This is a genomic window from Sphingomonas yantingensis (assembly GCF_014199325.1).
GTDB classification, from domain to species: domain Bacteria; phylum Pseudomonadota; class Alphaproteobacteria; order Sphingomonadales; family Sphingomonadaceae; genus Sphingomonas; species Sphingomonas yantingensis.
In genome coordinates this window covers 178409-204017 of record NZ_JACIJJ010000004.1, presented here as the reverse complement: position 1 = coordinate 204017, position 25609 = coordinate 178409, and the positions used below count along the sequence as shown (strand labels likewise).

Sequence of the window (25609 nt, the reverse complement as noted above, 5' to 3'; positions counted from 1 at the left end):
GAGGGCCTGTTTCGAGAGCGTATAGGCTAGCTGGTCGGCCGGCGGATGCGCAATCCGCTGGTCGAGGATGTTGACTACCGCCCCCTCCCCCTCGCCCAGCGCCTGCGCAAAGGCGCGTGCGAGCAGTACCGGCGCGGCGGCGTTGACGCGGAAATGATCGACCAGCACGTCGCCGCCGGGCAGCCCCTGCTCATCCGCGGCGAAGCGCGAGGCGTTGTTGACGAGGAGGACGGGCGCGTGGCCGAACGCGGCGGCGACCCGCGTCACCAGCGTCTCGACCGCGGCGAAATCGCCGAGGTCGCAGGCGAACGCGCGATACGCCGCCGCCGCCCCGTCTAGGCGCTCGACCAGCCACCGCTCGGGCTCGGCCACGGTGCTGGCATGGAGCGCAAGGTCGTAGCCTGCCTCGCCCAGTGCGGCCGCGATGTACGCGCCCAGCCGGCGACAGCTTCCCGTGACGAGCGCGAGCGGGCGCCCGCTCACGGGCGCTCGCGTACCATGGTGATGCCGATCCGCTCGCCCGCCTCGGCGATCGCGAGCTTGACGATCTCCACCTCGACGCGGGTGACGCGGTCGTCGCCGATGAACAGCGTGTCGGCAATATGCTCGGCCACCGCCTCGATCAGCGTGAAGTGGACGCCCGCGGGCAGATTCTGGGCCGCGCCCTTCAGGTCGAGATAGGATTTCGACGCCGAAAGCGGCGTGTCGGGATCGAACCGCTCGGGCATCTTCAGGTCGACGGTGATCGAGATGCGCAGCGGCTGGGGCAGGTGCGTCTCTTCGGAATAGACGCCGGTCAGGACGTCGACTTCGAGGTCGCGGACCTGGAGCTTGAGGCTGTCGGGCAAGGGTCTGGCCTTGGATGGATGACGATGGCGGCGCGGGTAGCAGAGCCGCCGCCCGCCCGCCAGCGTGGCCCGGAGGTCAGGCCGACGCGCTCGGCCGCGCGCTCGCCGCCGCATGCCACCGGCGCAGGTTCACCGCATCCTCCGGCAGCGCCAGCTTCGCGCGGCCGCAGAAGTCCAGCGTCACCAGCGCGGTGATGTCGGCGAAGCTGTAAACATCGGTCGCGATCCATTCGCGGGTCCCAAGGTGCGCATCGAGATCGGCGACGAACGCCGCCCACATGATCCGCGCCCGCTCGACCAGTTCGGGGATCTGCGGCACCGGCGGCGCGGCACCGATCAACGCGCGGTTGGCGAGCGAGCGGGCGCTGTTGCGGAACGCATAGACGCCGGCGGCATAGCCCTCCCCCTCAACCCGGCGGGTCCATTGCTCGATCCGGCCGACCTCGATGGGGGTCGCGCCGAACAGCGGCGGGTGGGGGTACAGCGCCTCGAGATAGCGGCAGATCGCCGGCCCTTCGGTCAGGCACTCGCCGTCATCCGTCTCGAGGACGGGCACCGCGCCGCGCGGATTGCACTTCAGGAACGGCTCGCGCAGATGCTCGCCGCTGCCCAGATCGACCTCGACCCGGTCGAGCGCGATGCCCTTTTCGGCGGCGAAGATGCGCACGCGGCGCGGGCTCGGCGCCCAGGGCGAATCGTAAAGGCGCATGGCTCCCCCTTGTTTTGTCATCACTGGGCGGTATGGCGCCCCGCCCGCACGGTCGCGGGACAGGAAAGCCGACGCCCGTGTTCGAACTCGTCCCCATCCAAGCCGTTTCGCCCGCCGCTGTCGAGGCGTTGCTCGACGCCGCCTTCGGGACCGACCGGCATGGGCGAACCGCCTATCGGCTGCGCGAAGGGGTACAACCGATCGCGGCGATGAGCCTGGCGGCGGTCATCGGTGACGAACTGGTCGGCAGCATCCAGTGCTGGCCGGTTTCGCTCCGGCGCGATGACGACGGTGCGGTGCCGATGATCCTCGTCGGCCCGATCGCGGTCAGCCCGGGACATCAGGATATCGGCATCGGCCGCGCCCTCACCCGCACGGCGATCGCGCGGGCCGAGGGGGTCGAGGGCGGCGACGCGCTGATGCTGATCGGCGATCCGGACTATTACGGTCGCTTCTTCGGCTTCACGGCCGAGCGCACGGGCGGCTGGCGCCTGCCCGGCCCGTTCGAGGCTTATCGGCTGCTGGCCTTGGGCGCGAGCGTGCCCGACGCAGCGGGCCTCGTCGCCCCCCGGGTCACCGCCGACGCCGCTTGAAGCTGCGCGCGGCGACCAGCGCACCGATGACGAGCAGCGCCACCGGCGCGATCCAGAGCGGCGCGGTCGCCCCGCTGAGCGGCGGGTCGTAGCTGACATAATCGCCATACCGCTCGATCAGCCAGTCACGGACACGGTCGGGCGTCTCGCCCTTCGCGATGCGCTCTCGCACCAGCGAGCGCATGTCGCCGGCCATCTCGGCATCCGAATCGGCGATCGACTGGCCCTGACAGACGACGCAGCGCAGCGTCTCCATCAGCGCCTTGGCATCGCGTTCCTTCGCCGCGTCGGGCAGCTGGACGTTCGCCATCGGCGCCGCGGCCTGGTTCGACTGGCCGAGCGCGGGCGCGGCGACGATCGCGAGGAGGAGCGCGGCGCGCTTCACTTCGCGTCCTCGACCGCCTTCAGGATGTCGTCGATATCATTCGCATTAATCGGCCCGACATGCTGGAGCGCGATCTTCCCCTGCGCGTCGATCACGAACGTCTCCGGCACCCCCGACGAGCCGAGCGACAGTTGCACCTGGCTGCGCGGATCGTCGCCGATGCGGGCATAGGGATCGCCGTTTTCGTTGAGGAACCGCTGCACCGCCGGGCCTGTGTCGCGGATCGCGATCGCGTCGATCTCGACCCCGCGTTCCTTCAGCGCCATCAGTTGCGGCGCCTCGGCGATGCAGGGGATGCACCAGCTGCCGAACACGTTGAGCAGCCGCACCCCGCCTTTCATGTCCGCCGCCGCCAGCCCCGGCTTGCCTGGCGCGATCGGCGCGAGGGCGAAGTTGGGCAGTGGCTTGCCGACCAGCGCCGAGCGGATCACCGTGTTGTCAGGCCGGAACAGGCCGTAGAGGACGAGCGCCGCCAGCGCGACGAACACTGCCAGTGGCACCCAGATCAGCAGGCCACGCTTCACGCCAGCGCCTCTCGCCGCTGCGCCTTTCGCTCGCGCCGCACGCGGCCGATCAGGCTCAGGAGGCCGCCGAATCCGATCAGCGCGCCGCCCGCCCAGATCAGCGTCACCCACGGCTTCCACCACAGGCGAAGCTGCCAGCGGCCCGACCCATCGGCCTGACCGATCACGGTATAGAGCTGGCCGTCGACCGCGGTCAGAATGTCCGCCTCGCTCGTATTGGTGGGCGGATCCGAGAAATAACGGCTCTGCGGGTGCATCCAGAAGTTCGACCCGTCGCCGCGTCGGACCGATAGCGCCGCCTCGATCGCGGACCAGTTAGGGCCGATCGCCGGGCGGATGCCGCGCATCTCGACGCGGTACGGCCCGACCCAGAACGCATCGCCGACGCGCGCGGCGACCAGCTTCTCGACCGTGAAGGCGCGCTCGCTCGCCATGCCGGCGATGCTGACCGCGACACCCAGATGCGCGATCACCATGCCCCAGGTGAACAGCGGGGTGCGCAGCAGGTTGCGCTTCCAGAGCGGCGCGACGCTCGCCACCGCCAGCCCGGCGGCAAGGCCGAGGCCGAGGATCGGGAATAGCCCCGCCCCCCAAGCGAAGACGAAGAACGCCGCCGCCACGAACACAGCGACCGCCAGCGGGATCGTCACGCGATTGAGCAGCGCCTGCCCGTCGTCGCGGCGCCAGCGCATCATCGGGCCGACCGCGATGCCGATCATCAGAATGAGCGTGATCGGCACGATCGTCTTGTTGAAGAAGGGCGGCCCGACCGACAGCTGCGTCCCCATCGCCTGCGCGACGATCGGATAGAGCGTGCCGATCAGGACGATGCCGAGGATGACCGAGAGCAGGAGGTTGTTGAGCACCAGCCCACCCTCGCGGCTGATCGGCTCGAACGTCGAACCCTGTTTCACCGTCCCGATCCGCGCACCGAACAGCGCCAGCGCCCCGCCGATATAGATGACGAGCAGGCCGAGGATGAAGCTGCCGCGCGTCGGATCGACGGCAAAGGCGTGGACGCTGGTCAGGATGCCCGAGCGGACGAGGAAGGTGCCGATCATCGACATGCTGAACGCGACCACCGCCAGCATCACCGTCCAGGCGCGAAGCCCGTCGCGGGTCGCCAGCACCGTCACCGAATGCAGGAGCGCCGTCGCCGCCAGCCACGGCATCAGCGAGGCGTTCTCGACCGGGTCCCAAAACCACCAGCCGCCCCAGCCGAGCTCGTAATAGGCCCAGTAGCTGCCGGCGGTGATGCCGATCGTCAGGAACACCCAGGCACCCAGCACCCAGGGCCGCATCGCCCGCGCGAACGCCGCGCCCACGTCGCGCGTCACCAGCGCGCCCACGGCAAAGCTGAACGCGACCGACAGCCCGACATAGCCAAAATAGAGCGTCGGCGGGTGGAAGGCGAGGCCCGGGTCCTGAAGCAGCGGGTTTAGCCCGTTGCCGTCGACCGGCGCCGGATTGACCCGCGCGAACGGGTTCGAGGCGAACAACAGGAAGGCGTAGAAGCCGAGCGCGATCAGCGCCTGTGCGCCCAGAGTCGCGACCAGCGTCCGCTCCGCCAGCCGCCGCTCCAGCACCGCGATCGCCCCGCCGGCTAGGCTGAGGATCGTGACCCACAGGAGCATCGACCCCTCGTGATTCCCCCATGCGCCCGCGACCTTGTAGATAAGCGGCTTCATCGAGTGGCTGTTGGTCGCGACCAGCAGCACCGACATGTCCGAGTTGACGAAGACGAGGATGAGAAGCGCGAACGAGAAGGCGGCGAGCAGCCCCTGCACCACCGCCACCGGCCGCACGCCGCCTATCAGTTGCGCCGCCGCCTCGATGCTCGCGCGGTCCTGCCGGTCGGTGCGGCCCGGCCGCGCGGTCCATAGCCCGCCCGCCGCCAGCATCAGCTGAAGGAGCGCAAGCGCGGCGGCGAGCCACAGCGCGGCCAGTCCGGTTTCTGCGATCATTGCTGGGCAGTCTTGGTGTCGAGCGTCTCGGCCGCGGCCATCTTGCCCTTCATCTGCGGCGGCATGTACCGCTCGTCATGCTTGGCGAGGAGGTTGTCGGCGGCGAAGCTGCCGTCGGCGCGGAACTCGCCCTCCGCCACCACGCCGGACTTTTCCTTGAACAGGTCGGGGGTGATGCCGCTGAACGTCACCGGCACGCTGGCCTTGCCATCGGTGACGGTGAAGGCGATCGACACGCCATCGCCCTGCTTCTTGATCGATCCCGCCTCGACCATCCCGCCTAGGCGAACCGCGCGGCCGACCGGCGGCGCTTTGCCGACGACGTCGGCGGGGGCGTAGAAGAACGCCGCCTCATCCTGAAGCGCGGACAGCGCAAGGCCGCTCGCTCCCATGATCGTGACGAGGCCGAGGCCCACGAGCGCGAGGCGTTGATGCTTAGCCTTCATGGGCGGCGAAGCTCCTCGGCGGCGCGTTCGGCGCGGCGCATCTGTATGTAGCTGGCAAAGGTGATTCCGCCGCCCGCCAGGATCGTCACGGCATAGGCCGCGGCGACGAAAGCCCATTGGTTCATGCCGCCGCCATCCGCCGCATCCGCGCCTCAACCTTCCCCGCCGCCAGCATCGCCCGCATCCGCATCAGCACGATCCCCGCGAACAGCAGCGTGAAGCCGACCAACGTGAACGGCAGCGGCCACAGGATCGCATTGTCGATCGTCGACTTGGTCAGCGTCAGGCTCTGCCCCTGGTGTAGCGTATTCCACCACACGACCGAATAACGGATGATTGGCAGCAGCACCGTGCCGGCAAGCCCGAACAGCGCCGGAATGCGCCCGTCGCCGCCGCGCTGCCCGTCGGCGCGCGACAGGGCGATATAGGCGAGATAGACGAAGAAGAGCAGCAGCATCGAGGTCAGCCGACCGTCCCACTGCCACCACGTCCCCCAGGTCGGCCGCCCCCAGATCGAGCCGGTAATCAAGCACACCGCCGCAAACAGCGCGCCGGGCACCGCACAGGCCCGCGCCGACAGCGCGGCGAGCGGATGGCGCCAGACTAGATAGGCGATACTGCCGATCGCGATCCCACTCCACCCGCCCATCCCGAGCCACGCGGCGGGCACATGCAGGTATAGAATGCGGACCGTCTCTCCTTGGAGATAATCGGGCGGCGTCTGCGTCAGGCCCGCCCAGGCTCCGAACGCGGCGAGCGCGATGCCGGTCCAGATCAGCATCGGCGTCAGCGGCCGCGCAATCTTCAGGAACCGGGCAGGATTCGCATAGGCATGAAACACGATGACCGGAGCTTATCGCGGCTTCGGGCGAAACACCATGGCCCGAAAGACGAGTTGCGCGTTGCCGCACCGATCCCCCGCAGCTAAGCCCCGGCCATGCTCAAGCTCATCCTCGGCAACAAGGCCTATAGCTCGTGGTCGCTGCGCGGCTGGCTCGCCGCCAAACATTCCGCCCTCCCCTTCGAAGAGGTCGTCGTCCCGCTCTACGACGCCGAATGGGAAGCACGGCGCGAGGGGGACGAGTTCGCGCCGTCCTCCGGCAAGGTGCCGATCCTTTGGGATGGCGACGACGTGGTGGTGTGGGACAGCCTCGCCATCGTCGAATATCTGAACGAAAAAACGGGCGACGACCGCTATTGGCCGACCGACCCCGCCGCGCGCGCGATGGCGCGGTCGATGGCGGCGGAGATGCATTCGAGCTACGCGGCGCTGCGCAAGAAGCATCCGATGAACGTGCGCCAGGTCTATGAGCCGAAGCGTCCCGACGACGACGTGATCGCCGACCTCACCCGCATCATGGAGCTTTGGGCTCAGGCGCGCGCGCGCTTCGGCGGTGAGGGCGACTTCCTGTTCGGACCGTGGAGCGCCGCCGACATGATGTTCGCGCCGGTCGTCACGCGGATCGTCACCTACTCGCTGCCGATCGCGCGATTCGCCGGCGGCTATATCCAGTCGGTCATCGCCCACCCGCACATGCAGGACTGGATCGCCGGCGCGCAGGAGGAGGACTGGGTGCTTGAACAATATGAGCGCGAGCCGGCCACCGCCTGACATGGACGACGCGCTGCCCATCGCCGCCCGCCTGACCCAGGCGCTGATCGCCGCCGAAAGCGTGACGCCAGCGCGCGGCACGGTGTTCGACGTGCTGGAGGCGATGCTGCTGCCGCTCGGCTTCGCGGTCGATCGGTTCGTGGCGGGCGAGGCCCCCGATGGCCCGGTCGAGAATCTGCTTGCCGTGCGCGGATCGGGCGGGCCGCATTTCGCCTTTGCCGGGCATGTCGACGTGGTGCCCGCGGGGACGGGTTGGAGCGCGGGGGCGTTCGAGCCGGTGGTGCGCGGCGACCTGCTCCATGGCCGCGGCGCGGTCGACATGAAGGGGGCGATCGGCGCGTTCATCGCCGCCTGTGCCGATCCGCAGCCGCGCGGCACGCTGAGCCTCGTCATAACCGGCGACGAGGAAGGGCCTGCGATCCACGGCACCCGCGCGTTGATCGAGCGGATGCGGGAGCGCGATTTGAAGCCCGACCTGTGCCTCGTCGGCGAGCCGACCTCCGCGCATCGCCTCGGCGACACGATCAAGATCGGGCGGCGCGGATCGGTCAACATCTGGATCGACGTGCCCGGACAGGCGGGGCACGTCGCCTATCCCCATCTTGCCGACAATCCGATCCCGCGGCTGGTGGCGGCGCTGGCGGAGATCGACGCGCTGGTGCTCGACACCGGCACCGACTGGTTCCAGCCGTCGAACATCGAGATCACCGAGATCATCGTCGGCAATCCTGCGACCAACGTCATCCCGCCGCTCGCCTCCGCACGGCTAAGCATCCGTTTCAACGACCGCCACCGCGGCGCGGACCTCGGCGAGCGGATCGCCGCGATCGTCCACGCCCATGCCCCCGGCGCGACCGTCCGCCCCGTCGTGTCGGGTGAGGCGTTTCTGACGCAGCCGGGGCCGCTCTCGACGATCGTCGGCGACGCGATCGAGGCGCGGCTGGGGCTGCGGCCCGAATTGTCGACCAGCGGCGGCACGTCGGACGCGCGATTCCTGTCGGCGCTGTGCCCGGTGGTCGAGTTCGGCCTGCTCAACGCCACGATGCACAAGGCGGACGAGGCGGTGGCGATCCCCGATCTGGTCGCGCTGGCGGATATCTATCGCGACATTATCAGTCGGGCGCTGGCCTGAACCATCGAACGGGGCGGCGACGCCTCCTACTCGTACCCCGGCGAGGGCCGGGGTACGGACGGGAGCAGACGCTGCGATCATATTCCGCGCGGACCGAAGCTCACCTTTGGCGCCGCAGCACGATGTACAGCGCCCCCGCCCCGCCATGCCGCGGATGCGCGGGACGGACCGCGGCGATGCGGTCGGCGTGGCGGGAGGCGGCGATCCAGTCGCCCACCGCCGCGCGGATCGCCCCGCGCGAATAGGGTCGCTCCGCCTCCGGCCGCGGCGGCTTGCCCGTCACGAGCAGCAACACGCGATCCCCGCGTGCGATCGCTTGCGAGAGGCCTTGATCGAGCATCGCATGCGCGCTGGCGAGCGTATGGCCGTGCAGGTCGATACTGCTCTCCGGCGCGACCAGCCCGCGCGCCAATTTCTTGTCCCATCCGGCGTCGAGCGTGACGCCCGGCACGGCGGCGCGGCGTGGCAGCGGTTTGGCGACCAGCGGGGTCGCCTGAATAACGGCGGGCGTGAGCGACACCGCCTCGGCCGGCACAGGCGGCCGGCTGCGCCCCGGCAGCGGCTGCACCGACGCCATCACCCGCGCCCAAAGCGCGGATTCGTCAGGGCCAAGCCGGCGCCCGACCATTGCCCAGCTTCGCAAGCGTGCCGCGCGGCACCAGGAGGAACGCGGTCCCGCGCGCGGTCAGGCCGCCCGCAAACGCACGCGCATCCTCGCCCGCGCCCCAGAAGGTGTCGAAGCGGTTGGCTCCCTTGATCGCGCCGCCGGTGTCCTGCGCGACCCACAACCCGCTCGCCTCCGCCCGGTCGAGCGAGAGGAAGACCGGCGCGCCCAGCGGCACGAAGCGCGGGTCCGCAGCGACGCTGCCGTTCGCGGTAACCGGCACGCCCATCGCGCCAAGCGGCCCCGGTCCGGTCAGTTCACGGAAAAAGACGTAGCTCTTGTTCTCGCGCATCAGCGCCTGCCCCTCGGCCGGTTTGGCGCGCAGATAGGCCATGATCCCCTGCATCGATGCTTGCCCCGGCTGGACGAGGCCGCGGTCGCGCATCAGCGCGCCGATGCCGGTATAGGCGCGGCCGTTCTGGCTGGCATAGCCGATCCGCATCACGCCGCCGTCGGGCAGGTGCAGGCGGCCCGAACCCTGGACCTGAAGGAAGAACAGCTCGACCGGATCGGCGGCGTAGGCGATCACCGGCGCCTTGCCCGCCAGCGCGCCGTTCTCGATCTCCGTCCGGTCGAAATAGGGGACGAAGCGATTGCCCTCGACCCGCCCGCGGATCTTGCGACCGGCAAGGTCGGTGGCGAACAGGGTCAGGTCGACTTCGACCAGATCCCTGGGCACGCCGTAGATCGGCGTCTCGTACCCCGCGCGGCGCGTACGGCTGCCCCGAATCTCCGGCTCGTAATAGCCGGTAGCGAAGGCGCGGCCGTCAGCGATCTGCACCGTCTCGAACTGCTGCCGGAAAAAGCCGAGGGCGTCGCCAGCCTGCCCCGCCGCGACACAGGCGGGCGCCCAGTCGGCCCCCTGAGTCAGCCCCGTGGCGTCGACCCGTTTCTGAAGGGATGCGCAGGAAAGGCGGAACGCCGCCAGCGCCCGCTGCGCCGCGGCAGCATCGATCGGCAGCGAGGCGATCGACGGCCCGGCGACCCAACCCGCCGCGACGGCGCTTGTCGCGTCAGCGGGCGCTGCGGCAGCGGGAGTTGCGGGCATCGGTGTGGCCGGCGTGCCGAGCTTTACGCCCGGCGTGTATCGGGTCGCACTCGGGCTGACGGGCGACGACTGAGCCGCACGCGGTCGCTGCGGTGGCGGCGCGCCGCGATCGATGCCGGCGGGCACGATCGCGTTCGAGCACGCGCTAGCCAGCAACAGTGGCATGACTGCGACGCCGACGCGCCGCGCCCCCCAAGCGCGCATCAGGTCCCTTTCAGGCTTCGTCGGTTTCGGCGAGCTTCCAGTTCGGATCGTCGCTACGTAGGCGGCGCACGAACGTCCAGACGTCGTGCGTCTCGACCGCGTCGGTCAGAGAGCCGGCGACGACGTTCCCCTCGCTGTCGCGCGTCACCGCGGCGATATCTGCATCGAACCGAACCGTGATCCGCGCAGTCTGCCCCTCGAGCGCGGCGTCCGAGATTACCGCGCGCTCGATCGAGACAAGCCGGTTTTCCAGCGTCTGCCCCTCGGCCTCGCGAGCGTCGATCGCGCCGGCGAACGCCGCCTTCACATCGGGTTCGGTCAGCCAGTCGAGCGTGTCGCGATCACCCTTCCAGAAGGCCTCGAGGATCATGCGGTACGCGCCCTTCGCACCGTCGAGGAACTGGGCGACGTCGAAGTTCGAATCGGCACCGACGATTGCGCGCACGCCCTGTTCGGCGCGCCCCTCGATCGACCGGGTCGCCGCCTCTCGCGGGGCGGGCTCGGCATCGATCGTGCGCGGCTGCGGCCGGGCGATCGACGCGCCATCCTCGGCCGGCTTGGGCAGCGGTTGGTGATGCCCCGTCCGCTTGCCCAGGACCGAATAGAGCCGCAGCGCGAGGAAACCCGCGATCATGGCCAGGACGATGACGTATAGAAGCACCGGACCTCCGATAGATTAGGCGTCCAACATAGGCGCGTGGCGCGCCGGATTCAAACGATCCCGGCACCCGCCCTTAACCCATCGTTGAACTGGTCCGTTCCCGCTGCTAGTCGCCGCGCTTTCGCGGGGGTAGCGACGATTGCCGGCCCCGGCCTTATTCGACGAGGATATGATGGACGAGCAAGACCAGGGCTTCGACGCGAGCGCGCCCCTTCCCAACGGCGTGGACGATGCGCCCGCCGCCAACGTCCTGTCGCAGTACGTCAAGGACCTGTCGTTCGAGAACCCGAACGCCCCCGCCATCTATCAGTCGCAGGGCGCGCCCAAACTCGACGTCCAGTTCAACATCGGCGCGACGCAGGTGGGCGAGGACGTGCACGAGGTCGTGCTGAAGGTCGAGGCCCGCGGCGAGGTCGACGGCCGCGTCATGTACCTGTGCGAGCTCAGCTATGCCGGCCTGTTCGGACTGCGTAACATCCCCGACGAGCATCTCCAGCCGTTCCTGCTGGGCGAAGCGCCGCGAATCCTGTTCCCCTTTGCGCGCCGCGTGCTGGCCGATGCGGTTCGCGACGGCGGCTTCCCGCCGCTCCTTCTCGAGCCGATCGACTTCGGCGCGCTCTATTTCGCGCAGGCGCAGGCCGCCGCCGAACAGGGCGAGATCAGCGGCGAAATCGGCAACGCCTGACGAACCGGCCGGCGCGCGGGTGCGAGTGAAACCATGAACCTCGTCCGCGCGCTGGGATCGGTCGGCGGCCTGACGCTGGCCAGCCGTGTGCTCGCGCTGGTGCGCGACACGCTTCAAGCGGCGTATATCGGCGCGAGCTTCGCGTCCGACGCCTTCTTCGTCGCCTTCCGCCTGCCCAACATGTTCCGCGCGCTGTTCGCGGAAGGGGCGTTCGCCGCGGCGTTCATTCCTCTGTTTAACCAGAGGGTGGGCGAAGACGGCGACCTCGCTCCCGCCATCGCCTTTGCTGAACGCGCGCTGGCGTGGCTGTTCCCGATCCTCATGGGCATGACGATCGCGATGATCCTCGCCGCTTGGCCGCTGACCTGGGTGCTGGCGGGCGGGTTCACGCGGCAACAGCCCTCCCCCAGCGACTTCGCGTTTGCGGTCACGCTGTCGCGGATCACGATTCCCTATCTCTTCCTCATCTCGCTCGCCTCGCTGCTCGGCGGTATCCTCAATTCGCTCGACCGTTTCTGGGTCAATGCGGCGGCGCCGATCCTGCTCAACATCTCGATGGTGAGCGCCCTCTGGTTCCTCCACGGCGACCCGTACGAAACCGCGCGGGTGCAGGCCTGGGCCGTCACCGCGGGCGGTGCGCTGCAGCTCGGCTGGCTGGTACTCGCCTGCCGTCGCGCGGGCGTGAAGCTGCGCCTCAAGCTGCCGCGCGTCGATGACGACGTGAAGCGGCTGCTGAAGCTCATCATCCCCGCCGCCGCGGGCGCGGGAGCGGCGCAGATCAACCTCGCCATCTCGACCGCGCTCGCCGGCTGGCTGCTGGCCGAGGGCTCGATCTCCGCCATCAATTACGCCGACCGCGTCAACCAGCTGCCGCTCGGCATGATCGGCATCGGCCTCGGCACCATCCTGCTCCCCACGGTCACCCGCCTCCTTCGCAAGGGCAACGAGGCACAGGCGATGGAGACGCAGAACCGCGGGATCGAGCTGGCGCTGTTCCTCACCCTCCCCGCTGCCGCCGCCTTCGTCTTTGCCGCCGAGCCGATCGTGCAGGGCCTGTTCCAGCGCGGCCAGTTCGATGCGACCGACACGATCCGTACCGGCTGGGTGCTCTCGGCCTTTTCGATCGGCCTGCCCTCCTACGTGCTGGTCAAGGTCCTGACGCCCGGCTTCTATGCCCGCGCGGACACGAAAACGCCGGTGCGGCTCGCGATGCTGTCGATTCTCGTCAACATCGTCGGCAATCTCGTGCTGATCCCCTCGGTCGGCGTGATCGGATCGGCGCTGTCGACTGCGCTGTCGTCCAGCCTCAATGTGGCGATGCTCTATTCGACGCTGAAGAAGCGCGGGCATTTCGCCGCCGACGCGCAGCTTCGCCGGCGCATCCCCCGGCTGACGATCGCCGCGCTGGCGATGGGCGGTGCGCTGTATTTCATCAAGCCGTGGTTCGCGCCCTACACCCAGGGGTCGCTGCTCACGACGCTGCCCGCCCTTGCCGTACTGGTCGGGATCGGCGTTGCGATCTATGCGATCGCCTGTTTCGCGACGGGCGCATTCCGTCCCGCCGACATCAAGGCGCTTATCCGCCGCCGTTCCACCGACTAGGACTTACCCCATGCGTATCGTCTCGGGCATTCAGACCACCGGCAACCTGCACCTCGGCAATTATCTGGGCGCGATCCGCAATTGGGTCGCGATGCAGGACGCGATGGGCCCAAGCGACGACTGCCTGTTCTTCCTCGCCGACCTGCACGCGCTGACGCTGCATCAGGAGCCGGCCAGCCTCGCGTCCGCGACGATCGAGATGGCGGCGACGCTGATGGCGGCGGGCATCGACACCGACCGCGCGATCCTGTTCAACCAGGCGCGCGTCCCCGCGCATTCTGAGCTTTGCTGGCTGCTCGGCGGCACCGCCCGCATGGGCTGGCTCAACCGCATGACCCAGTGGAAGGACAAGGCGGGCAAGAACCGCGAGGGCGCCAGCGTCGGCCTGTTCACCTATCCCGTGCTCCAGGCCGCCGATGTGCTGGTGTACCAGGCGACGCACGTGCCCGTGGGCGAGGACCAGAAGCAGCATCTGGAGCTGGCCCGCGATATCGCCACCAAGTTCAACCTCGACTTCAATGTCGAGCTCTTCCCCCTGCCAGAGCCGATCATCCCGGCCGAGGCACCGCGAATCATGAGCCTGCGCGACGGGACGGCAAAGATGTCGAAGTCCGACCCCAGCGACATGAGCCGCATCAACCTGATCGACGAGGATGACCTGATCGCCAGCAAGGTGAAGAAGGCCAAGACCGACCCCGAGCCGCTGCCCGAGACGATCGAGGGGCTGGCGGATCGGCCCGAGGCGCGAAACCTCGTGACGATCTATGCCGCGCTTGAAGGGCGCACGCCCGCCGATGTACTCGCCGAGTTCACCGGCCAAGGCTTCGGCGCGTTCAAGCCGCGCCTGGCCGATCTCACTGTCGCCAAAATCGGCCCGATTCGCGACAAGCTCACCGCGCTGCTCGCCGATCGCGGCGAGGTGGCGGCGCTGCTCCGCAAGGGCGCGGCCAAGGCGCAAGCGCTCGCCGCCCCGACGCTGCGCGCAGCACAGGATTCGATGGGACTTCAGGTCGACTGAAGCCCCATCGCGTCAGTAGCGCGGCGTCGCCTTGTCCAGTTTCCGGAAATAGGCGACGCGCGCCTCGCGCGTGGGCAGTGCGCGCAGCTCGGCCTCGGCATTCGGATTGGCGGCGAGGATGCGGTTGATCCGGTCGCGGCGGAGGCGCTGATATTCTTCCTGACTCGACGCACGGATGCGCGGATCGGGATCGTGCCCGAAATTGTTGCCGACCGCCGGCAAGCCCGCGCCCGATGCCATGCCCGGCGTGACCTGCGGTGAAATCTGGGCCCAAGCGGCCCCCGAAATGCCAAGAGCAACCAGTCCGATCAACGCGTAACGCATGACGACCTCCAGCAAGACACCTGTGTCTGCACAGGCTATGCCGAGGTCAACGCATTGACAAGCGGTCCTATCCCTCGAGCTGGCGCAGCAGCCCGCGAACCGCGGTGTCGATCTCGCGGTCCTTGTCGCGCAGTTCCTCGATCCGCTTGACCGCGTGAATGACGGTCGAATGGTCGCGGTTGCCGAACTTGCGGCCGATCTCGGGCAGGCTGCGCGTCGTCAGCTTCTTGGCGAGGTACATCGCGATCTGCCGCGGCCGCGCGATCGCGACCGCGCGGCGTTCGGAGACCAGGTCGAGCTGCTTCACCTCGAAATGCGCCGACACTGCCTTCTGGATCTCGTCTATGGTAATGCGGCGCTGCGGACCCTTCAGCACCTCGCCCAGCGTCTGGAGCGCGAAGTCCATCGTCACCGCCTCCCCGATCAGCTGCGCATAGGCGACGAGGCGGTTGAGCGCCCCCTCCAGCTCGCGGATGTTCGCGGTAATCCGCATCGCCAGCAGTTCGAGCACTTCGTCGGGCACGCCGACCTGCGGCATCTCGGCCACCTTGGCAGCCAGTATAGCCCGCCGGAGCGCATATTCGGGCGGCCGGATGTCGGCGACCAGGCCCGAGGCGAGCCGGCCGACCAGCTTGGGGTCGATCCCCTCCAGCATCCGCGGGCTGCGGTCGGCACAGATGACCAGCCGCTTCCCCATCGTCATGAATTCGTTGACGGTGTGGAAGCATTCCTCCTGCGTCGAATCCTTGCCGGCGATGAACTGCAGGTCGTCGATGACGAGCAGGTCGACGCTGCGCAGTCGCGCCTTGAACGCAAAGGTGTCGCGCTCGCGCACTGCCTTCACGAACTCGAACATGAACCGCTCGGCGGGCATGTAGATCGCGGTGCCGGCCGGGTGGGCCTCGAGGAAGGCGTGGCCGATCGCGTGGGCCAGGTGTGTCTTGCCCTGCCCCGTCGCGCCGTGAAGGTAGAGCGGGCTGAACCGCACCGGTCCCTCCGCCGCGAGCAGCCGGGCGGCGTTGAACGCGACCTGGTTGGTGGCGTCGGGCACGAATCGGTCGAAGGTGAAGCGCGGGTCGAACGCGAATCGCTCGCCCTCGCGCAGCGGCTTGGCCGGCGCGGCAGCGATCGGGCGCTCGGCGCTCAACACGCGCGGGGTCGGCGCGGGGGCGGCGGTGATCACGGGCGATTCGTCGTTAGCGATCGCGGCGGGTGCCATCGCATTGGTCGAGGTTTCGACGACGACGCTGCGCACGCTCGGCATCGCCTGCCGGAATTCGAGGCGCAAACGGTCGCCGAAATGGCTCTTCACGTAATTGGTCATGAACGGCGACGGCAGGCCAATGCGCACGGTCTCGTCATCCGAACCGGCGGCGAGCACCGCGGGCTTCAGCCACTGGTCGAAGACCTTCGCGCCCGACTGGCTGCGCAGATTGCGGCGCACCCGGTCCCAGGCATCGACGATAGTCGGTGTGGATCGAAGCGGTTCGTTGCCGTGCACGCGCACAATTCTCCCTCGTTCCGCAGGACGGGTGTCTTGCGGCCCAGCATTAAAACCAGCGATCGGTTGCCCCCCGCCGGATTCGCGGAACCCGGCAGTCCCGCTTTCCGGCCGGGGCCGGGGATGCACATGACAGCGCAGCGGGAAGACCGTTTTGGAAGCCTGACGGGGATCGATCAAGGCCCGGCGGTCAACAAATTGAAATATAAAAGGCTTGACGTGCAAACCCGCGGGGTCGCGTCGGAATGTCTCTTATGCCTCTGTTCTTGCTAGGTTTTATAGAGGCTTCGGCGCGAACGCCGCCGCTCGACTCGCCGGATTTCCGTGCCTTCCGATTCGTTCACCATTTCGGGTGCCCGGACACGCGAAAAGCCCCGCCGGCGGATGCCGACGGGGCCTCTAACCCTGCGCGAAGCTGCGTTCAGGCGAGCGCGGCGAGGCGCTTCGTCAGGCGCGAGAACTTGCGCGCCGCGGTGTTCTTGTGGACGACGCCCTTGGCGACGCCGCGAGCGAGTTCCGGCTGCATCGCCGACATCGCGGCCGTCGCCGCCGCCTTGTCACCCGAAGCGAGCGCCGCCTCGGCCTTCTTGACGAAAGTGCGGATGCGGCCGACGCGCGCGCCGTTCACTTCCGCCCGGCGCTCGTTACGACGGATACGCTTCTTCGCTTGCGGCGTGTTCGCCATGCCAGTCCTCGAAACCTGTAATGTGGAAGAGCGCCGCCACGCACGGCACCGCTCGGGAAAGCGCGCCCCTTAGCGAGCGCGGCGCAAACGGTCAACCGTCAACGCTGGCATTTGGGGCACCAGAAGGTCGATCGCCCACCCTCCACGCGGCGGCGAATCATCGTTCCGCATTCGCACGCCTGCCCCTCGCGGCCATAGACGCGCCACTGCTTGGAGAAATAGCCGAGTTCGCCGTCGGGCCGCGCATAGTCGCGAAGCGTCGACCCGCCCGCCTCGATCGCGGCGAGCAGCACCGACCGCACCGATTCGGCGAGCAGGTCGAGGCGCTTGGCGCCGATTCGGCCGCCCGCGCGCGACGGCGCGATCCCCGCCATGTGCAGCGCCTCGCACACATAGATATTGCCGAGCCCGGCGACGACGCGCTGGTCGAGCAGCAGCGCCTTGGCCGGCGCGACGCGATTCTCGAATTGGCTTGCCAAATGCGCCGCGTCGAACGAGTCGCCCAGCGGCTCGGGCCCCAGCGCGCCGAATGGCCCCCAATCCTCGACTTCGGCGGTGGGCACCAGATCGATCGACCCGAACCGCCGCGGGTCGTTGAGCGCGAGCGTGCGCCCCTCGTCGGTCTCGATCACCAGATGGTCGTGGATCAACGCCTCGCTCGGGTCCACGCGCCAGCGGCCCGACATGCCGAGATGGAAGACCATCGTGTCGCCGCGGTCGGTGTCGATCAGGCCGTATTTCGCCCGCCGCCCCAGCCCCGTCACGACCGCGCCCGTCAGCCGCTGGCCGAGGTCGGGGGGCAGCGGACGGCGCAGGTCTGGGCGGTTCGCGATCACGCGCGCGATCCGCCGGCCGTGCAGCACGGGGGCGAGGCCGCGCACGGTCGTCTCGACTTCGGGAAGTTCGGGCATACAGGCTTTGGAGCTAGGATGCGGGGGCGTGCCTCGCAAGGCTTGGCAGCGCCGTGCTTTACCGCCATGGACCGATGCCATGACCGACACCGTCTCCTTCGGCTACGAAGACGTCGCCCCCGCCGAGAAAACCGCCCGAGTGGGCGAGGTCTTCAAGAGCGTCGCCGGCCGCTACGACCTCATGAACGACGCGATGTCGGCGGGGCTGCACCGCGTCTGGAAGGACGTGTTCGTCCGCCGGGTGAAGCCGCGCGCCGGCGAGCACATTCTCGACATGGCCGGCGGCACCGGCGACATCGCGTTCCGCATGGTGCCGTCGGGCGCGTCGATCACCGTTGCCGACATCAACCCCGCGATGCTCGAAGTCGGCATGGAGCGCGCCGCCAAGCGCGGGATCGACGGGCTGGTCTGGACCGAAGCCAACGCCGAGACGCTGCAATTCCCCGACCGCTTCTTCGACGCGTACACCATCGCGTTCGGCATCCGGAACGTCACCGACATTCCCAAGGCGCTGCGCGAGGCGCATCGTGCGCTGAAGCGCGGCGGGCGTTTCTATTGCCTCGAATTCTCGACCACCCTCTGGCCGGGTTTCGCCGAGGTGTACGACGCCTATTCGCACAAGGTGGTGCCGAAGCTGGGCAAGGCGCTGGCCGGCGATTCCGACAGCTACAAGTACCTCGTCGAATCGATCCGCCGCTTCCCCGACATGGCCCGGTTCGAGCAGATGATCGGTGAAGCCGGGTTCGTGCGCACCAAGGTCGAGCCGATGCTCGGCGGCCTCGTCGCGATCCATAGCGGCTGGAAGATCTGAGGCGCGTGACCGCACCCGCCGTCCATCTCTGGCGCCTGCTCAAATGGGGCCGCACGCTCGCGCGGCACGGCGCGCTTCGGGGCATCGAGCGCGATCCGAACACGCCGCCCGCCGTTCGCCGCGTTGCGCGGCTCGCGCGGTTCGGCGCGCGTGTGCCGAAAAAGCCCGCCTATGCCGACGCCTTCCAGGCGATCGGCCCCGCCGCGATCAAGCTCGGCCAGACGCTGGCGACGCGTCCCGACCTTGTCGGCGACGAGGCGGCGCTCGACCTCCTGCGGCTTCAGGATGCACTGCCCCCCGTCCCGTTCGAGGATGTGGCCGCCGTCATGCGGGCGAGCTTCGGCAAACCGCTGGAGACGCTGTTCGCCGAGATCGAGCCGGTGCCGATCGGCGCCGCCTCGATCGCGCAGGTTCACCGCGCGACCACCACCGACGGCCGCCGCGTCGCGGTGAAGGTGATCCGCCCCGGCGTCGAGGCCGAGTTCACCCGCGCGATCGACACCTATGAATGGGCGGCGGCGCAGGTCGAGCAGATGGGCGGCGAGGCAGCGCGCCTTCGCCCCCGCCTGACGATCGACACGTTCAAGCGCTGGACCCTGCGCGAACTCGACCTGCGCCGCGAGGCCGCCTCCGCATCCGAACTCGCGCAGGGGATGACGGCCGAGCCCGATTTCGTCGTGCCCGCGATCGACTGGCAGCGCACCACCGGCAAGGTCATGACGCTCGAATGGATCGATGGCATCAAGCTGTCGAACCGGGAGGCGCTGATCGCCGCGGGCCACGACCTTCCCGCACTTGCCGCCAAGCTCGTCCGCGCCTTCCTTCGCCAGGCGATCGCCGAGGGGTTCTTCCACGCCGACATGCATCAGGGAAACCTGTTCGCGCTGCATGACGGACGGATCGCGGCGATCGATTTCGGCATCATGGGCCGGATCGACCGGCGCGCGCGCGTCTGGCTGGCGGAGATCCTCTACGGCCTCATCACCGGCAATTATCGCCGCGTGGCGGAGATTCATTTCGAGGCGGGCTATGTCCCCCCGCACCACAATGTCGCCGAGTTCGCGACCGCGCTGCGCGCCGTGGGCGAGCCCATTCGCGGCATGGCGACCAAGGACATGTCGGTCGGCATGATGCTGGACAGCCTGTTCAACATCACCCGCGACTTCGACATGCAGACGCAGCCGCACCTCCTGCTTCTCCAAAAGACGATGGTGATGGTCGAGGGGGTAGCGACCAGCCTCGATCCCGACGTCAACCTGTGGGACGTGGGCGCGCCGTTCATCGGCGAGTGGATCCGCACCGAACTGGGGCCGGAGGCCGCGGTCGCCGACCGGCTGGTCGAGGATTTCCAGACGCTCGCCCGCCTGCCCCGCCTGATCCGCAATATCGAGCGGCAGTTTCCCGATCCGGGCGGCGCGCCCCCGTCGCCGCCGCTCCGCGAAATCCAGGTGATCCGCGTCGGCGGCGGCTGGCGCTATGCGGCGATGGCGGTAATGGGCGCCGGGGCCGGCATCGTCGCGACACTGCTGCTGACGTGAGGACCCGCCCGCCGCTCTGGCTGGCGACGCCCAGCCGGTATGCGGGCGTGACCCGCACCCGCGCGCGCCTGATCCTCGGCGGGCTGGCTCTGCTCGTCCTTCTCTCCTTCCAGTCGCTGCTGCTCGGCGATGCGCCCTCGGCAGAGGGGGCGGCAGGGGCGAGCGACCTGGCGCTGTACGAAGGGATCGTCGCGGGAATGCGATCGGGCGGGGGCTATTACGATGTCGCCGCCGACCAGCTTCGTGCGCTCGACTATCCGCTCCGCCCCTTTTTAACCTTTCGCGTGCCGACGCTGGCGGTGGTGCAGGCCGCGCTGCCGCCGGTGGCGGTCGTCATCCTGATGCTGTCGATCTCGGTTTCGGCGGGCCTTGCCTGGCTCGGCCTGTTGATGGCGCGCGCATTCACCCGCCCCGCCCCGCTCGTCGCCGCGGCGGTGCTCCTGGCGGGCGGGCTGGTCGCCTTCGTCCAGTGGCCGCTCTGGCCGTTTCACGAGTTCTGGGCCGCGCCGCTCGTCGCCTTGTCGATGGCCGTCCGCCGCCCCGGCCTGTGGCTTTCCGCGGCTGCGATCGGGCTGGCGGCGACGCTGATCCGCGAGACGGCCGCGCTCTATCTCCTCGTCATGGCCGCCTGCGCCTGGATCGAGGGCAACCGGCGCGAGGCGTTCGGCTGGGCCGGCGCGCTCGGCCTGTTCGCGATTGTCCTCGGCTTCCATGCCTGGGCGGCGAGCCATGCGGTCGGGCCGCTCGATGCGCAGTCGCCGGGTTGGGCGGGCCTCAACGGCCCCGGCCTGTTCGTGCGCGCGGTGTGGCAGTCGAGCGCGCTGCAACTCCTGCCCCTCGCCCTCGCCGCGCCGATCGTCGCGCTTGCCGCGTTCGGGTGGAGCGCATGGGCCGACCCGGCGGGCAAGCGCGTCGCCGCCGTCATCGCCGCCTATGCAGTCGTCATGAGCCTCTTCGCGCGGCTCGACACGTTCTACTGGGCGCTAATGGCGACGCCGCTCATTCTCGTCGGGCTGGCCTTCCTGCCCGACGCGCTGCGCGACTTGGCCACCGCCGCAATGGACACGCGCCGCGTGCGGGTGCAGAGGATCACGCGATGAAGCGGATCCTGCTGATCGTCGGCGGCGGCATCGCCGCGTACAAGGCGTGCGAGCTCATTCGCCTTTGCCGCCGCGCCGGGATCGCGGTGACGTGCGTCCTGACCGAGGGCGGCGCGCAGTTCGTCACCCCGATGACGCTGGCAGCGCTGAGCGAAAACCCGGTCCACACTACGCTCTGGGATCTCAAGAACGAGGCCGAGATGGGGCATATCCAGCTCAGCCGCGAGGCCGATCTGGTGGTCGTCGCCCCGGCCACTGCCGACCTCATCGCGCGAATGGCGGCGGGCATCGCCGACGACCTCGCCACCACCCTCCTCCTCGCCACCGACAAGCCGGTGCTGGCGGCGCCCGCCATGAACGTGCGCATGTGGGGCCATGCCGCCACCCGTCGCAACGTCGCGACGCTGCGCGGCGACGGCGTGACCGTCCTCGAACCCGACGAGGGGCCGATGGCGTGCGGCGAGTTCGGCCCCGGTCGCCTGCCCGAACCGGCAGCGGTCCTGTCGGCGATCGAGGCGGCGTTGTCGCCCGACCGGCGGCTGGCGGGCAGGCATATCCTCGTCACCGCCGGACCGACGCACGAACCGATCGACCCCGTGCGCTACATCGCCAACCGATCCTCGGGGAAGCAGGGCTTCGCGATCGCCGCCGCCTGTGCGGAGATGGGCGCGCGGGTGACGCTGGTCAGCGGTCCCGTGACCCTCCCCACCCCCGCCGGCGTCGATCGGATCAACGTGGAGACCGCGCTGCAGATGGCCGATGCGGTCGCATCCGCGCTCCCCGCCGACGCCGCGATCATGGTGGCCGCGGTCGCCGACTGGCATGTCGAGGCGGCCGGGCAGAAGCTCAAGAAGGGCGCGGGCGCCCCCGCCTTGTCGCTCGTCCCCAATCCCGACATTCTCGCCGATCTCGGCGCCTCGCCGAACCGCCCCCGCCTGCTCGTAGGGTTCGCGGCGGAGACCGAGCGCGTGCTTGACCATGCCGCCGCCAAGCGGATCGCCAAGCGCGCCGACTGGATCGTCGCCAACGACGTGTCGGGCGACGTGATGGGGGGCGAGGAGAACAGCGTCCACCTCCTGACCGAAACCGGCGTCGAAAGCTGGCCCCATGCGCCCAAGGCCGTGGTCGCCCGCCGTCTGGCCCAAAGGATTGCCGATGCGCTCTAGCCTTTCCCTCGCCGCCGCGCTGCTCCTTTGCGGCTGTGCGACGACACGTGAGGTGAGCGCGCCGGCCCCGCGGCTCGTTACCGAAAGCTATGGCGCGCTGAAGCCCGCACAGGTCCGCAATCTCGTCATCGTGCTGCACGACGATCTCGCCCCCGGTACGGCGGTCGACTATTCCGCCTTCGCCGCACGGGCGGCCGCTGCGGTTCCTGCGGGCGCGGCGGTCGTCGTCCTGCGCCCCGGTTACGCCGATCCCGCCGGCCGCATGAGCGAGGGCATGCGCGCACGCGGCATCGGCGATGGCTATTCCGCCGAGCAGATCCGCCTGGTGGGTGAGAGCGTACAAGCGCTGGCCGCGCGATACCGCAATGCGCGCACGATCCTGGTCGGTGATGGCGGCGGCGCGGTGCTGGCAGCGAATGTCGCCGCGACCCGGCCGTCGCTGGTTGGGTCGATGCTGCTGATCGGCTGCCCCTGCGCGCTTCCCGAATGGCGCAAATATATGGCGCGGCGCGAGCCTGCCTTTGCCGAGAGCGTCGACAGCCTCGACCCGCTGCAGACCGTCGGCGGCATTGCCCCCACCGCGCGGATCGCGATCGTGTCGGGCGGCGACAAGGCGCGGGTACCCGCCCGCATAGCGCGCCTCTATGCCGAGGCGCTGGCGCTGCGCGGAATCGCCGTCGAGTATCGCCAAGTCGAGGGCGACGACCTCCTTGCCCAGGGCGAAGTGACCCAGTTGCTGTCGCGGCTTGCCGACAACGCGGCCACGGCGGAGCCCCGGACATGACCGACACCCCGATCCGCATCGCGATCCGCCGCCTGCCGCATGGCGTGGGACTACCGCTGCCGGCCTACGCGACCGCGGGCGCCGCCGGGCTCGACGTCGTCGCGGCGGAGGATGTGATGCTCGCCTCCGGTGCGCGGCACGCCGTCGCCACCGGCTTTGCGATCGCGATCCCCGAAGGGTACGAGGTTCAGGTCCGCCCGCGCTCGGGCCTCGCGCTCAAGCACGGCATCACCTGCCTCAACACGCCGGGCACGATCGACAGCGACTATCGCGGCGAGGTGAAGGTCATCCTCGCCAATCTGGGCAGCGAGCCCTTCGCCGTGGTCCGCGGCGAGCGGATTGCCCAGCTCGTCCCCGCCGCGGTCCAGCGCGCCGACTTTGCTGAGGTCGAGGAGTTGGGCGATACCGCGCGCGGCGGCGGCGGGTTCGGTTCGACGGGGCGGTGAGCTTCACGCTCGCCCTTATCGCCGCGGCCGCCGCGGCGCAGCAGTCGGCCCCGCCGCCGCTGCCGCTTCCCTCCGCGCCCGGGCAGGTGATCGCGTGGGATACGCTGCCGCCCGTTCCCTATCGCACGCCGCCGGTGATGCTGCCCGACATGATGGCGTTCGTGGCGGGTGAGGTCGGCGCCGGGCGCTGCCGCTTTGCCAATGCGACGCGCGCGCGGGGCGAGGTGGTGGTCGACGTGGCGATGCTGGTCACGCCCGACATGGGGCCGCGCCTGACCATCCCGCGGGCGATCGATTGCCCCACGGTCGAGCAATATGCCGCCGGCCTCGTCCTCAGCTTTTCGCGCAACAACCTGCCCGGCCGCGCGATCGTGCCGCAATGGTATCGCGCGACGCTCCGGTTCCGATGGCCGGGCTGACCGACGCGCAACTCGACCGCTACGCCCGGCATATCGTCCTTCGCGAAGTGGGCGGCGGCGGGCAGGCGCGGCTGATCGGGGCGCATGTCGTCGTCATCGGCGCGGGCGGGATCGGCTCGCCCGCGATCCAGTATCTGGCGGCGGCGGGGATCGGCCGGCTGACGATCGTCGACGACGACCGCGTCGACCTGTCCAACCTCCAGCGCCAGACGCTGTTCGCCGAGGCCGATCTGGGTTTGCCGAAGGCCGAGCGCGCGGCAGCCGCGGCGACGCACCTCAATCCCGATGTCAACGCCATCGGCGAAGTCGCTCGGATCACGTCCGAAAATGCAGCGGGGCTGATCGCCGACGCCGACGCAGTCCTCGACGGATGCGACAACTTCGCCACCCGCCTCGTCGTTGCCGACGCTGCCCTCGCCGCGCGCATCCCGCTCGTGTCGGCCGCGGTGACGCAGTTCGACGGGCAGCTCGGCGTCTATCGCGGATGGGAAGCCGACAAGCCCTGCTACGCCTGTGTCGTCGGCACCGCGCCCGAAAGGCCTGGGACAAGCTGTGCCGAGGTCGGCGTGATGGGCGCGATGGCCGGTGTCATGGGCAGCATGGCGGCGCTCGAGGCAATCCGCGCGATCGTCCCCTTCGGCGAGGACATGGCCGGCAAGCTGATGATCGCCGACGGGCTGACGATGCGCTTTCGCACGCTCACCGTGCCCAAGGACCCCGGCTGCCCCCGCTGCGGCGGCTAGCGCGCGCGGATCAGGATCGCCTGCCACTTGCCGTCCGCGGGCCGGTCGCGCGCCGACAGCAGGTCGGCGAGCCGCCTCGGCTCCGCCACCCGCCCCGCCTCGGCGGTCATCGTCGCGGCGCGGTCGCGCCAGCCCGGATGCGTCGCATCCCGCAGCCCGCCCGCCAGCTTCGACCCGTTGATCTGCCAGAACCGGCCGCCGATCGCCGGATCGTAGCCCGCCTTCGCCAGGATATGCACCGACAGGATGTCGGCCTCGACCTCCGTCTGCTTGAACAAGCCGGCGTTGCGGCCGAACCCCGCCAGCAACCCGCGGCTCACCCCCGCCGCGTTGAGGCGGCGGCGATGTTCGAGAACGTTGTGCGCCAGTTCATGCGCCAGCAGCACCGCCACCCCCTCATCGTCCAGCGTGTCCATCAGGCGCGAACTGATCTGGACGAGCACGCCGTCGGCACTCGCCGCCACCACGTCGGCATCGCGCTGCTCGAAGCGGGCGCGGCACATCGGCACCGTCTTCAGCACCGCCTCGACCGGCTTGCCGCCCCGCTGGAGCGACAGGCGGACCGGCCCCGCCGGGGACAGCGTCGCGGCGGCCCGATCGAAGGCGGCCAGCGGCGCGGTCGCGCGCGTGTCGCTCGGCAGGATGTCGAAGCGATCGGTCCGTCGCCCATCGATCGCCGCGATTGAATCGTCCGCCTTCACCCCGGCGCGGGCGGCGGCACCGCCCGGCACGATCCCGGAAACGCCGATCGGGGTCGTAAAGCCGAAATGCGCGGTCGCCGGCGCCCGCGCGTCGCCCAGATACTGGTCCGGGCCGTGGATGGCGATGCCGAGCGCCGGCTGCACCGTCCGGCACCAGGGGGCGGCAGCGATCGCCAGCCGCTCGCCCAGCCGCTCCAGCCGCGCGTCGGCGGCACGAAGCCCCTCGAAAACGGAGATAAGATCCTGCGCAGCGACCGTCGCTGGCGGGGCCGCGACGAGCATCAGGAGCGCCGCAAGCTTGCAGAGCCAGCTGCGGCTCACCATAGGACGTGACCGATCATTCTCCCTCCCATTAGCCAGTTGAAGCGGCGAACAGAAGTGTCGC

The 25609-nt window shown here is 69.5% G+C and carries 31 protein-coding genes and 1 tRNA gene; 16 read left to right on the top strand and 16 right to left on the bottom strand.

From position 1 onward, the window contains the following. Positions 1-12 precede the first annotated feature (12 nt). Together FHR19_RS13705 and FHR19_RS13700 are read left to right on the top strand one after the other, a co-directional pair. Positions 13-98, top strand: a tRNA-Ala gene (locus FHR19_RS13705). A gap of 55 nt (positions 99-153) precedes the next feature. Beyond that, positions 154-339 carry a hypothetical protein gene (locus tag FHR19_RS13700; RefSeq protein ID WP_184029439.1) on the top strand — a complete coding sequence of 62 codons (186 nt, stop codon included), beginning with the start codon at positions 154-156 and terminating at the stop codon, positions 337-339. Positions 340-479: 140 nt separating this feature from the next. Here FHR19_RS13700 and FHR19_RS13695 read toward each other — a convergent pair whose 3' ends face one another. Together FHR19_RS13695 and FHR19_RS13690 are read right to left on the bottom strand one after the other, a co-directional pair. After that, entirely contained in the window at positions 480-848 is a 369-nt protein-coding gene (locus FHR19_RS13695) for a dihydroneopterin aldolase (RefSeq protein ID WP_246359526.1), read from the bottom strand. 76 nt (positions 849-924) lie between these two features. Further along, positions 925-1557: a glutathione S-transferase family protein gene (locus tag FHR19_RS13690; protein ID WP_184029435.1), complete on the bottom strand. Its 633-nt coding sequence runs from the start codon at positions 1555-1557 to the stop codon at positions 925-927. A gap of 77 nt (positions 1558-1634) precedes the next feature. Here FHR19_RS13690 and FHR19_RS13685 point away from each other — a divergent pair, with 77 nt between their 5' ends. Next, entirely contained in the window at positions 1635-2150 is a 516-nt protein-coding gene (locus tag FHR19_RS13685; protein ID WP_184029433.1) for a GNAT family N-acetyltransferase, read from the top strand. Here the strand turns inward: FHR19_RS13685 and FHR19_RS13680 are convergent. From FHR19_RS13680 to ccmC, 6 genes are read right to left on the bottom strand one after another with little or no spacing between them, the layout of a single operon-like run. Beyond that, positions 2131-2535 (bottom strand): cytochrome c-type biogenesis protein CcmH, encoded by a 405-nt coding sequence (locus FHR19_RS13680; protein ID WP_184029431.1) that lies wholly within the window; start codon positions 2533-2535, stop codon positions 2131-2133. The two genes, FHR19_RS13685 and FHR19_RS13680, sit on opposite strands and share 20 nt — an antisense overlap. Then, positions 2532-3059, bottom strand: coding sequence for a redoxin family protein (locus FHR19_RS13675; protein ID WP_184029429.1), 528 nt, complete (start codon positions 3057-3059; stop codon positions 2532-2534). Before FHR19_RS13675 ends, FHR19_RS13680 begins: the two co-directional genes overlap by 4 nt. Then, the gene (locus FHR19_RS13670; RefSeq protein ID WP_184029427.1) at positions 3056-5023 is read right to left on the bottom strand and encodes a heme lyase CcmF/NrfE family subunit; all 1968 of its coding nucleotides are present in this window, start codon (positions 5021-5023) and stop codon (positions 3056-3058) included. The genes FHR19_RS13675 and FHR19_RS13670 overlap by 4 nt, the downstream gene beginning before the upstream one ends. Next, positions 5020-5469: a cytochrome c maturation protein CcmE gene (gene ccmE / locus FHR19_RS13665; RefSeq protein ID WP_184029424.1), complete on the bottom strand. Its 450-nt coding sequence runs from the start codon at positions 5467-5469 to the stop codon at positions 5020-5022. Before ccmE ends, FHR19_RS13670 begins: the two co-directional genes overlap by 4 nt. Next, a complete protein-coding gene (locus FHR19_RS17885) occupies positions 5466-5594 on the bottom strand; it encodes a hypothetical protein (RefSeq protein ID WP_281375707.1) in 129 nt (42 codons plus the stop codon). Before FHR19_RS17885 ends, ccmE begins: the two co-directional genes overlap by 4 nt. Continuing rightward, complete coding sequence (gene ccmC, locus FHR19_RS13660) at positions 5591-6250, bottom strand: heme ABC transporter permease CcmC (protein WP_221228563.1); 660 nt, start codon at positions 6248-6250, stop codon at positions 5591-5593. Before ccmC ends, FHR19_RS17885 begins: the two co-directional genes overlap by 4 nt. 156 nt (positions 6251-6406) lie before the next feature. Between ccmC and FHR19_RS13655 the strand changes: the two genes are divergently transcribed. Beyond that, positions 6407-7081 (top strand): glutathione S-transferase family protein, encoded by a 675-nt coding sequence (locus tag FHR19_RS13655; protein ID WP_184029420.1) that lies wholly within the window; start codon positions 6407-6409, stop codon positions 7079-7081. Position 7082: 1 nt separating this feature from the next. Then, a complete protein-coding gene (gene dapE, locus FHR19_RS13650; protein WP_184029418.1) occupies positions 7083-8213 on the top strand; it encodes a succinyl-diaminopimelate desuccinylase in 1131 nt (376 codons plus the stop codon). A gap of 100 nt (positions 8214-8313) precedes the next feature. On the opposite strand, the gene FHR19_RS13645 is transcribed toward dapE, so the two are convergent. The 3 genes from FHR19_RS13645 to FHR19_RS13635 are packed head-to-tail and all read right to left on the bottom strand — an operon-like array spanning position 8314 to position 10763. Continuing rightward, on the bottom strand, positions 8314-8790 hold the full coding sequence (locus tag FHR19_RS13645; protein ID WP_425505970.1) for a Smr/MutS family protein: 477 nt from the start codon (positions 8788-8790) through the stop codon (positions 8314-8316). Positions 8791-8815: 25 nt separating this feature from the next. Then, positions 8816-10129 carry a murein transglycosylase A gene (mltA, locus tag FHR19_RS13640; protein WP_343053275.1) on the bottom strand — a complete coding sequence of 438 codons (1314 nt, stop codon included), beginning with the start codon at positions 10127-10129 and terminating at the stop codon, positions 8816-8818. Between the two features lie 10 nt (positions 10130-10139). Beyond that, positions 10140-10763 carry a Tim44/TimA family putative adaptor protein gene (locus tag FHR19_RS13635; RefSeq protein ID WP_221228562.1) on the bottom strand — a complete coding sequence of 208 codons (624 nt, stop codon included), beginning with the start codon at positions 10761-10763 and terminating at the stop codon, positions 10140-10142. 199 nt (positions 10764-10962) lie between these two features. On the opposite strand from FHR19_RS13635, the gene secB reads away from it, so the two are divergent. Genes secB through trpS form a run of 3 tightly spaced genes read left to right on the top strand, consistent with a single transcriptional unit; the run spans position 10963 to position 14095 of the window. Beyond that, positions 10963-11475, top strand: coding sequence for a protein-export chaperone SecB (gene secB, locus FHR19_RS13630; RefSeq protein ID WP_184029412.1), 513 nt, complete (start codon positions 10963-10965; stop codon positions 11473-11475). A 33-nt stretch (positions 11476-11508) separates the two neighbouring features. After that, positions 11509-13077 (top strand): murein biosynthesis integral membrane protein MurJ, encoded by a 1569-nt coding sequence (gene murJ, locus FHR19_RS13625; RefSeq protein WP_184029410.1) that lies wholly within the window; start codon positions 11509-11511, stop codon positions 13075-13077. A 10-nt stretch (positions 13078-13087) separates the two neighbouring features. Further along, positions 13088-14095 (top strand): tryptophan--tRNA ligase, encoded by a 1008-nt coding sequence (gene trpS, locus FHR19_RS13620; RefSeq protein ID WP_184029408.1) that lies wholly within the window; start codon positions 13088-13090, stop codon positions 14093-14095. A gap of 12 nt (positions 14096-14107) precedes the next feature. Here the strand turns inward: trpS and FHR19_RS13615 are convergent, their stop codons facing one another. The 4 genes from FHR19_RS13615 to mutM all read right to left on the bottom strand — a co-directional run bounded on the left by FHR19_RS13615 (position 14108) and on the right by mutM (position 17516). Then, positions 14108-14419, bottom strand: a complete 312-nt coding sequence (locus FHR19_RS13615; protein WP_184029405.1) for a hypothetical protein — start codon at positions 14417-14419, stop codon at positions 14108-14110. Positions 14420-14486: 67 nt separating this feature from the next. After that, complete coding sequence (gene dnaA / locus FHR19_RS13610; RefSeq protein ID WP_184029403.1) at positions 14487-15920, bottom strand: chromosomal replication initiator protein DnaA; 1434 nt, start codon at positions 15918-15920, stop codon at positions 14487-14489. Between the two features lie 421 nt (positions 15921-16341). Continuing rightward, the gene (gene rpsT, locus FHR19_RS13605) at positions 16342-16605 is read right to left on the bottom strand and encodes a 30S ribosomal protein S20 (protein ID WP_184029401.1); all 264 of its coding nucleotides are present in this window, start codon (positions 16603-16605) and stop codon (positions 16342-16344) included. Positions 16606-16703: 98 nt separating this feature from the next. Next, entirely contained in the window at positions 16704-17516 is an 813-nt protein-coding gene (gene mutM, locus FHR19_RS13600) for a bifunctional DNA-formamidopyrimidine glycosylase/DNA-(apurinic or apyrimidinic site) lyase (protein ID WP_184029399.1), read from the bottom strand. Positions 17517-17595: 79 nt separating this feature from the next. Between mutM and FHR19_RS13595 the strand changes: the two genes are divergently transcribed. From FHR19_RS13595 to FHR19_RS13560, 8 genes are read left to right on the top strand one after another with little or no spacing between them, the layout of a single operon-like run. Further along, positions 17596-18327, top strand: coding sequence for a class I SAM-dependent methyltransferase (locus FHR19_RS13595; protein WP_184029396.1), 732 nt, complete (start codon positions 17596-17598; stop codon positions 18325-18327). 5 nt (positions 18328-18332) lie between these two features. Beyond that, complete coding sequence (gene ubiB / locus FHR19_RS13590) at positions 18333-19865, top strand: 2-polyprenylphenol 6-hydroxylase (protein WP_184029394.1); 1533 nt, start codon at positions 18333-18335, stop codon at positions 19863-19865. Continuing rightward, positions 19862-20965, top strand: a complete 1104-nt coding sequence (locus tag FHR19_RS13585) for a hypothetical protein (protein WP_184029392.1) — start codon at positions 19862-19864, stop codon at positions 20963-20965. Before ubiB ends, FHR19_RS13585 begins: the two co-directional genes overlap by 4 nt. Further along, on the top strand, positions 20962-22131 hold the full coding sequence (coaBC, locus tag FHR19_RS13580; RefSeq protein ID WP_184029390.1) for a bifunctional phosphopantothenoylcysteine decarboxylase/phosphopantothenate--cysteine ligase CoaBC: 1170 nt from the start codon (positions 20962-20964) through the stop codon (positions 22129-22131). The genes FHR19_RS13585 and coaBC overlap by 4 nt, the downstream gene beginning before the upstream one ends. Continuing rightward, complete coding sequence (locus FHR19_RS13575) at positions 22121-22915, top strand: alpha/beta hydrolase (RefSeq protein WP_184029388.1); 795 nt, start codon at positions 22121-22123, stop codon at positions 22913-22915. The genes coaBC and FHR19_RS13575 overlap by 11 nt, the downstream gene beginning before the upstream one ends. Continuing rightward, positions 22912-23361 carry a dUTP diphosphatase gene (dut, locus tag FHR19_RS13570; RefSeq protein ID WP_184029386.1) on the top strand — a complete coding sequence of 150 codons (450 nt, stop codon included), beginning with the start codon at positions 22912-22914 and terminating at the stop codon, positions 23359-23361. Before FHR19_RS13575 ends, dut begins: the two co-directional genes overlap by 4 nt. Then, a complete protein-coding gene (locus FHR19_RS13565; RefSeq protein ID WP_343053273.1) occupies positions 23358-23780 on the top strand; it encodes a hypothetical protein in 423 nt (140 codons plus the stop codon). The genes dut and FHR19_RS13565 overlap by 4 nt, the downstream gene beginning before the upstream one ends. Next, complete coding sequence (locus FHR19_RS13560) at positions 23741-24523, top strand: HesA/MoeB/ThiF family protein (RefSeq protein WP_246359525.1); 783 nt, start codon at positions 23741-23743, stop codon at positions 24521-24523. Before FHR19_RS13565 ends, FHR19_RS13560 begins: the two co-directional genes overlap by 40 nt. Here FHR19_RS13560 and FHR19_RS13555 read toward each other — a convergent pair. Further along, positions 24520-25545, bottom strand: coding sequence for a M48 family metallopeptidase (locus FHR19_RS13555; protein ID WP_184029383.1), 1026 nt, complete (start codon positions 25543-25545; stop codon positions 24520-24522). The two genes, FHR19_RS13560 and FHR19_RS13555, sit on opposite strands and share 4 nt — an antisense overlap. Positions 25546-25609: the final 64 nt, after the last annotated feature.

Excerpts from the sequence above, each read along its gene's own strand:
- FHR19_RS13690 (WP_184029435.1), bottom strand. The coding sequence starts at position 1,557 with ATGCGCCTTTACGATTCGCCCTGGGCGCCGAGCCCGCGCCGCGTGCGC.
- mltA (WP_343053275.1), bottom strand. The coding sequence starts at position 10,129 with ATGCGCGCTTGGGGGGCGCGGCGCGTCGGCGTCGCAGTCATGCCACTG.
- FHR19_RS13560 (WP_246359525.1), top strand. The coding sequence starts at position 23,741 with ATGGTATCGCGCGACGCTCCGGTTCCGATGGCCGGGCTGACCGACGCG.
- ccmC (WP_221228563.1), bottom strand. The coding sequence starts at position 6,250 with ATGCTGATCTGGACCGGCATCGCGCTCGCCGCGTTCGGAGCCTGGGCG.
- FHR19_RS13670 (WP_184029427.1), bottom strand. The coding sequence starts at position 5,023 with ATGATCGCAGAAACCGGACTGGCCGCGCTGTGGCTCGCCGCCGCGCTT.
- ccmE (WP_184029424.1), bottom strand. The coding sequence starts at position 5,469 with ATGAAGGCTAAGCATCAACGCCTCGCGCTCGTGGGCCTCGGCCTCGTC.
- dut (WP_184029386.1), top strand. The coding sequence starts at position 22,912 with ATGACCGACACCCCGATCCGCATCGCGATCCGCCGCCTGCCGCATGGC.
- rpsT (WP_184029401.1), bottom strand. The coding sequence starts at position 16,605 with ATGGCGAACACGCCGCAAGCGAAGAAGCGTATCCGTCGTAACGAGCGC.
- murJ (WP_184029410.1), top strand. The coding sequence starts at position 11,509 with ATGAACCTCGTCCGCGCGCTGGGATCGGTCGGCGGCCTGACGCTGGCC.
- mutM (WP_184029399.1), bottom strand. The coding sequence starts at position 17,516 with ATGCCCGAACTTCCCGAAGTCGAGACGACCGTGCGCGGCCTCGCCCCC.
- coaBC (WP_184029390.1), top strand. The coding sequence starts at position 20,962 with ATGAAGCGGATCCTGCTGATCGTCGGCGGCGGCATCGCCGCGTACAAG.
- secB (WP_184029412.1), top strand. The coding sequence starts at position 10,963 with ATGGACGAGCAAGACCAGGGCTTCGACGCGAGCGCGCCCCTTCCCAAC.
- FHR19_RS13595 (WP_184029396.1), top strand. The coding sequence starts at position 17,596 with ATGACCGACACCGTCTCCTTCGGCTACGAAGACGTCGCCCCCGCCGAG.
- FHR19_RS13655 (WP_184029420.1), top strand. The coding sequence starts at position 6,407 with ATGCTCAAGCTCATCCTCGGCAACAAGGCCTATAGCTCGTGGTCGCTG.
- FHR19_RS13645 (WP_425505970.1), bottom strand. The coding sequence starts at position 8,790 with ATGGCGTCGGTGCAGCCGCTGCCGGGGCGCAGCCGGCCGCCTGTGCCG.
- FHR19_RS13615 (WP_184029405.1), bottom strand. The coding sequence starts at position 14,419 with ATGCGTTACGCGTTGATCGGACTGGTTGCTCTTGGCATTTCGGGGGCC.
- FHR19_RS17885 (WP_281375707.1), bottom strand. The coding sequence starts at position 5,594 with ATGAACCAATGGGCTTTCGTCGCCGCGGCCTATGCCGTGACGATCCTG.
- trpS (WP_184029408.1), top strand. The coding sequence starts at position 13,088 with ATGCGTATCGTCTCGGGCATTCAGACCACCGGCAACCTGCACCTCGGC.
- FHR19_RS13635 (WP_221228562.1), bottom strand. The coding sequence starts at position 10,763 with ATGATCGCGGGTTTCCTCGCGCTGCGGCTCTATTCGGTCCTGGGCAAG.
- FHR19_RS13575 (WP_184029388.1), top strand. The coding sequence starts at position 22,121 with ATGCGCTCTAGCCTTTCCCTCGCCGCCGCGCTGCTCCTTTGCGGCTGT.
- FHR19_RS13700 (WP_184029439.1), top strand. The coding sequence starts at position 154 with ATGATCGACCAGCACGTCGCCGCCGGGCAGCCCCTGCTCATCCGCGGC.
- dapE (WP_184029418.1), top strand. The coding sequence starts at position 7,083 with ATGGACGACGCGCTGCCCATCGCCGCCCGCCTGACCCAGGCGCTGATC.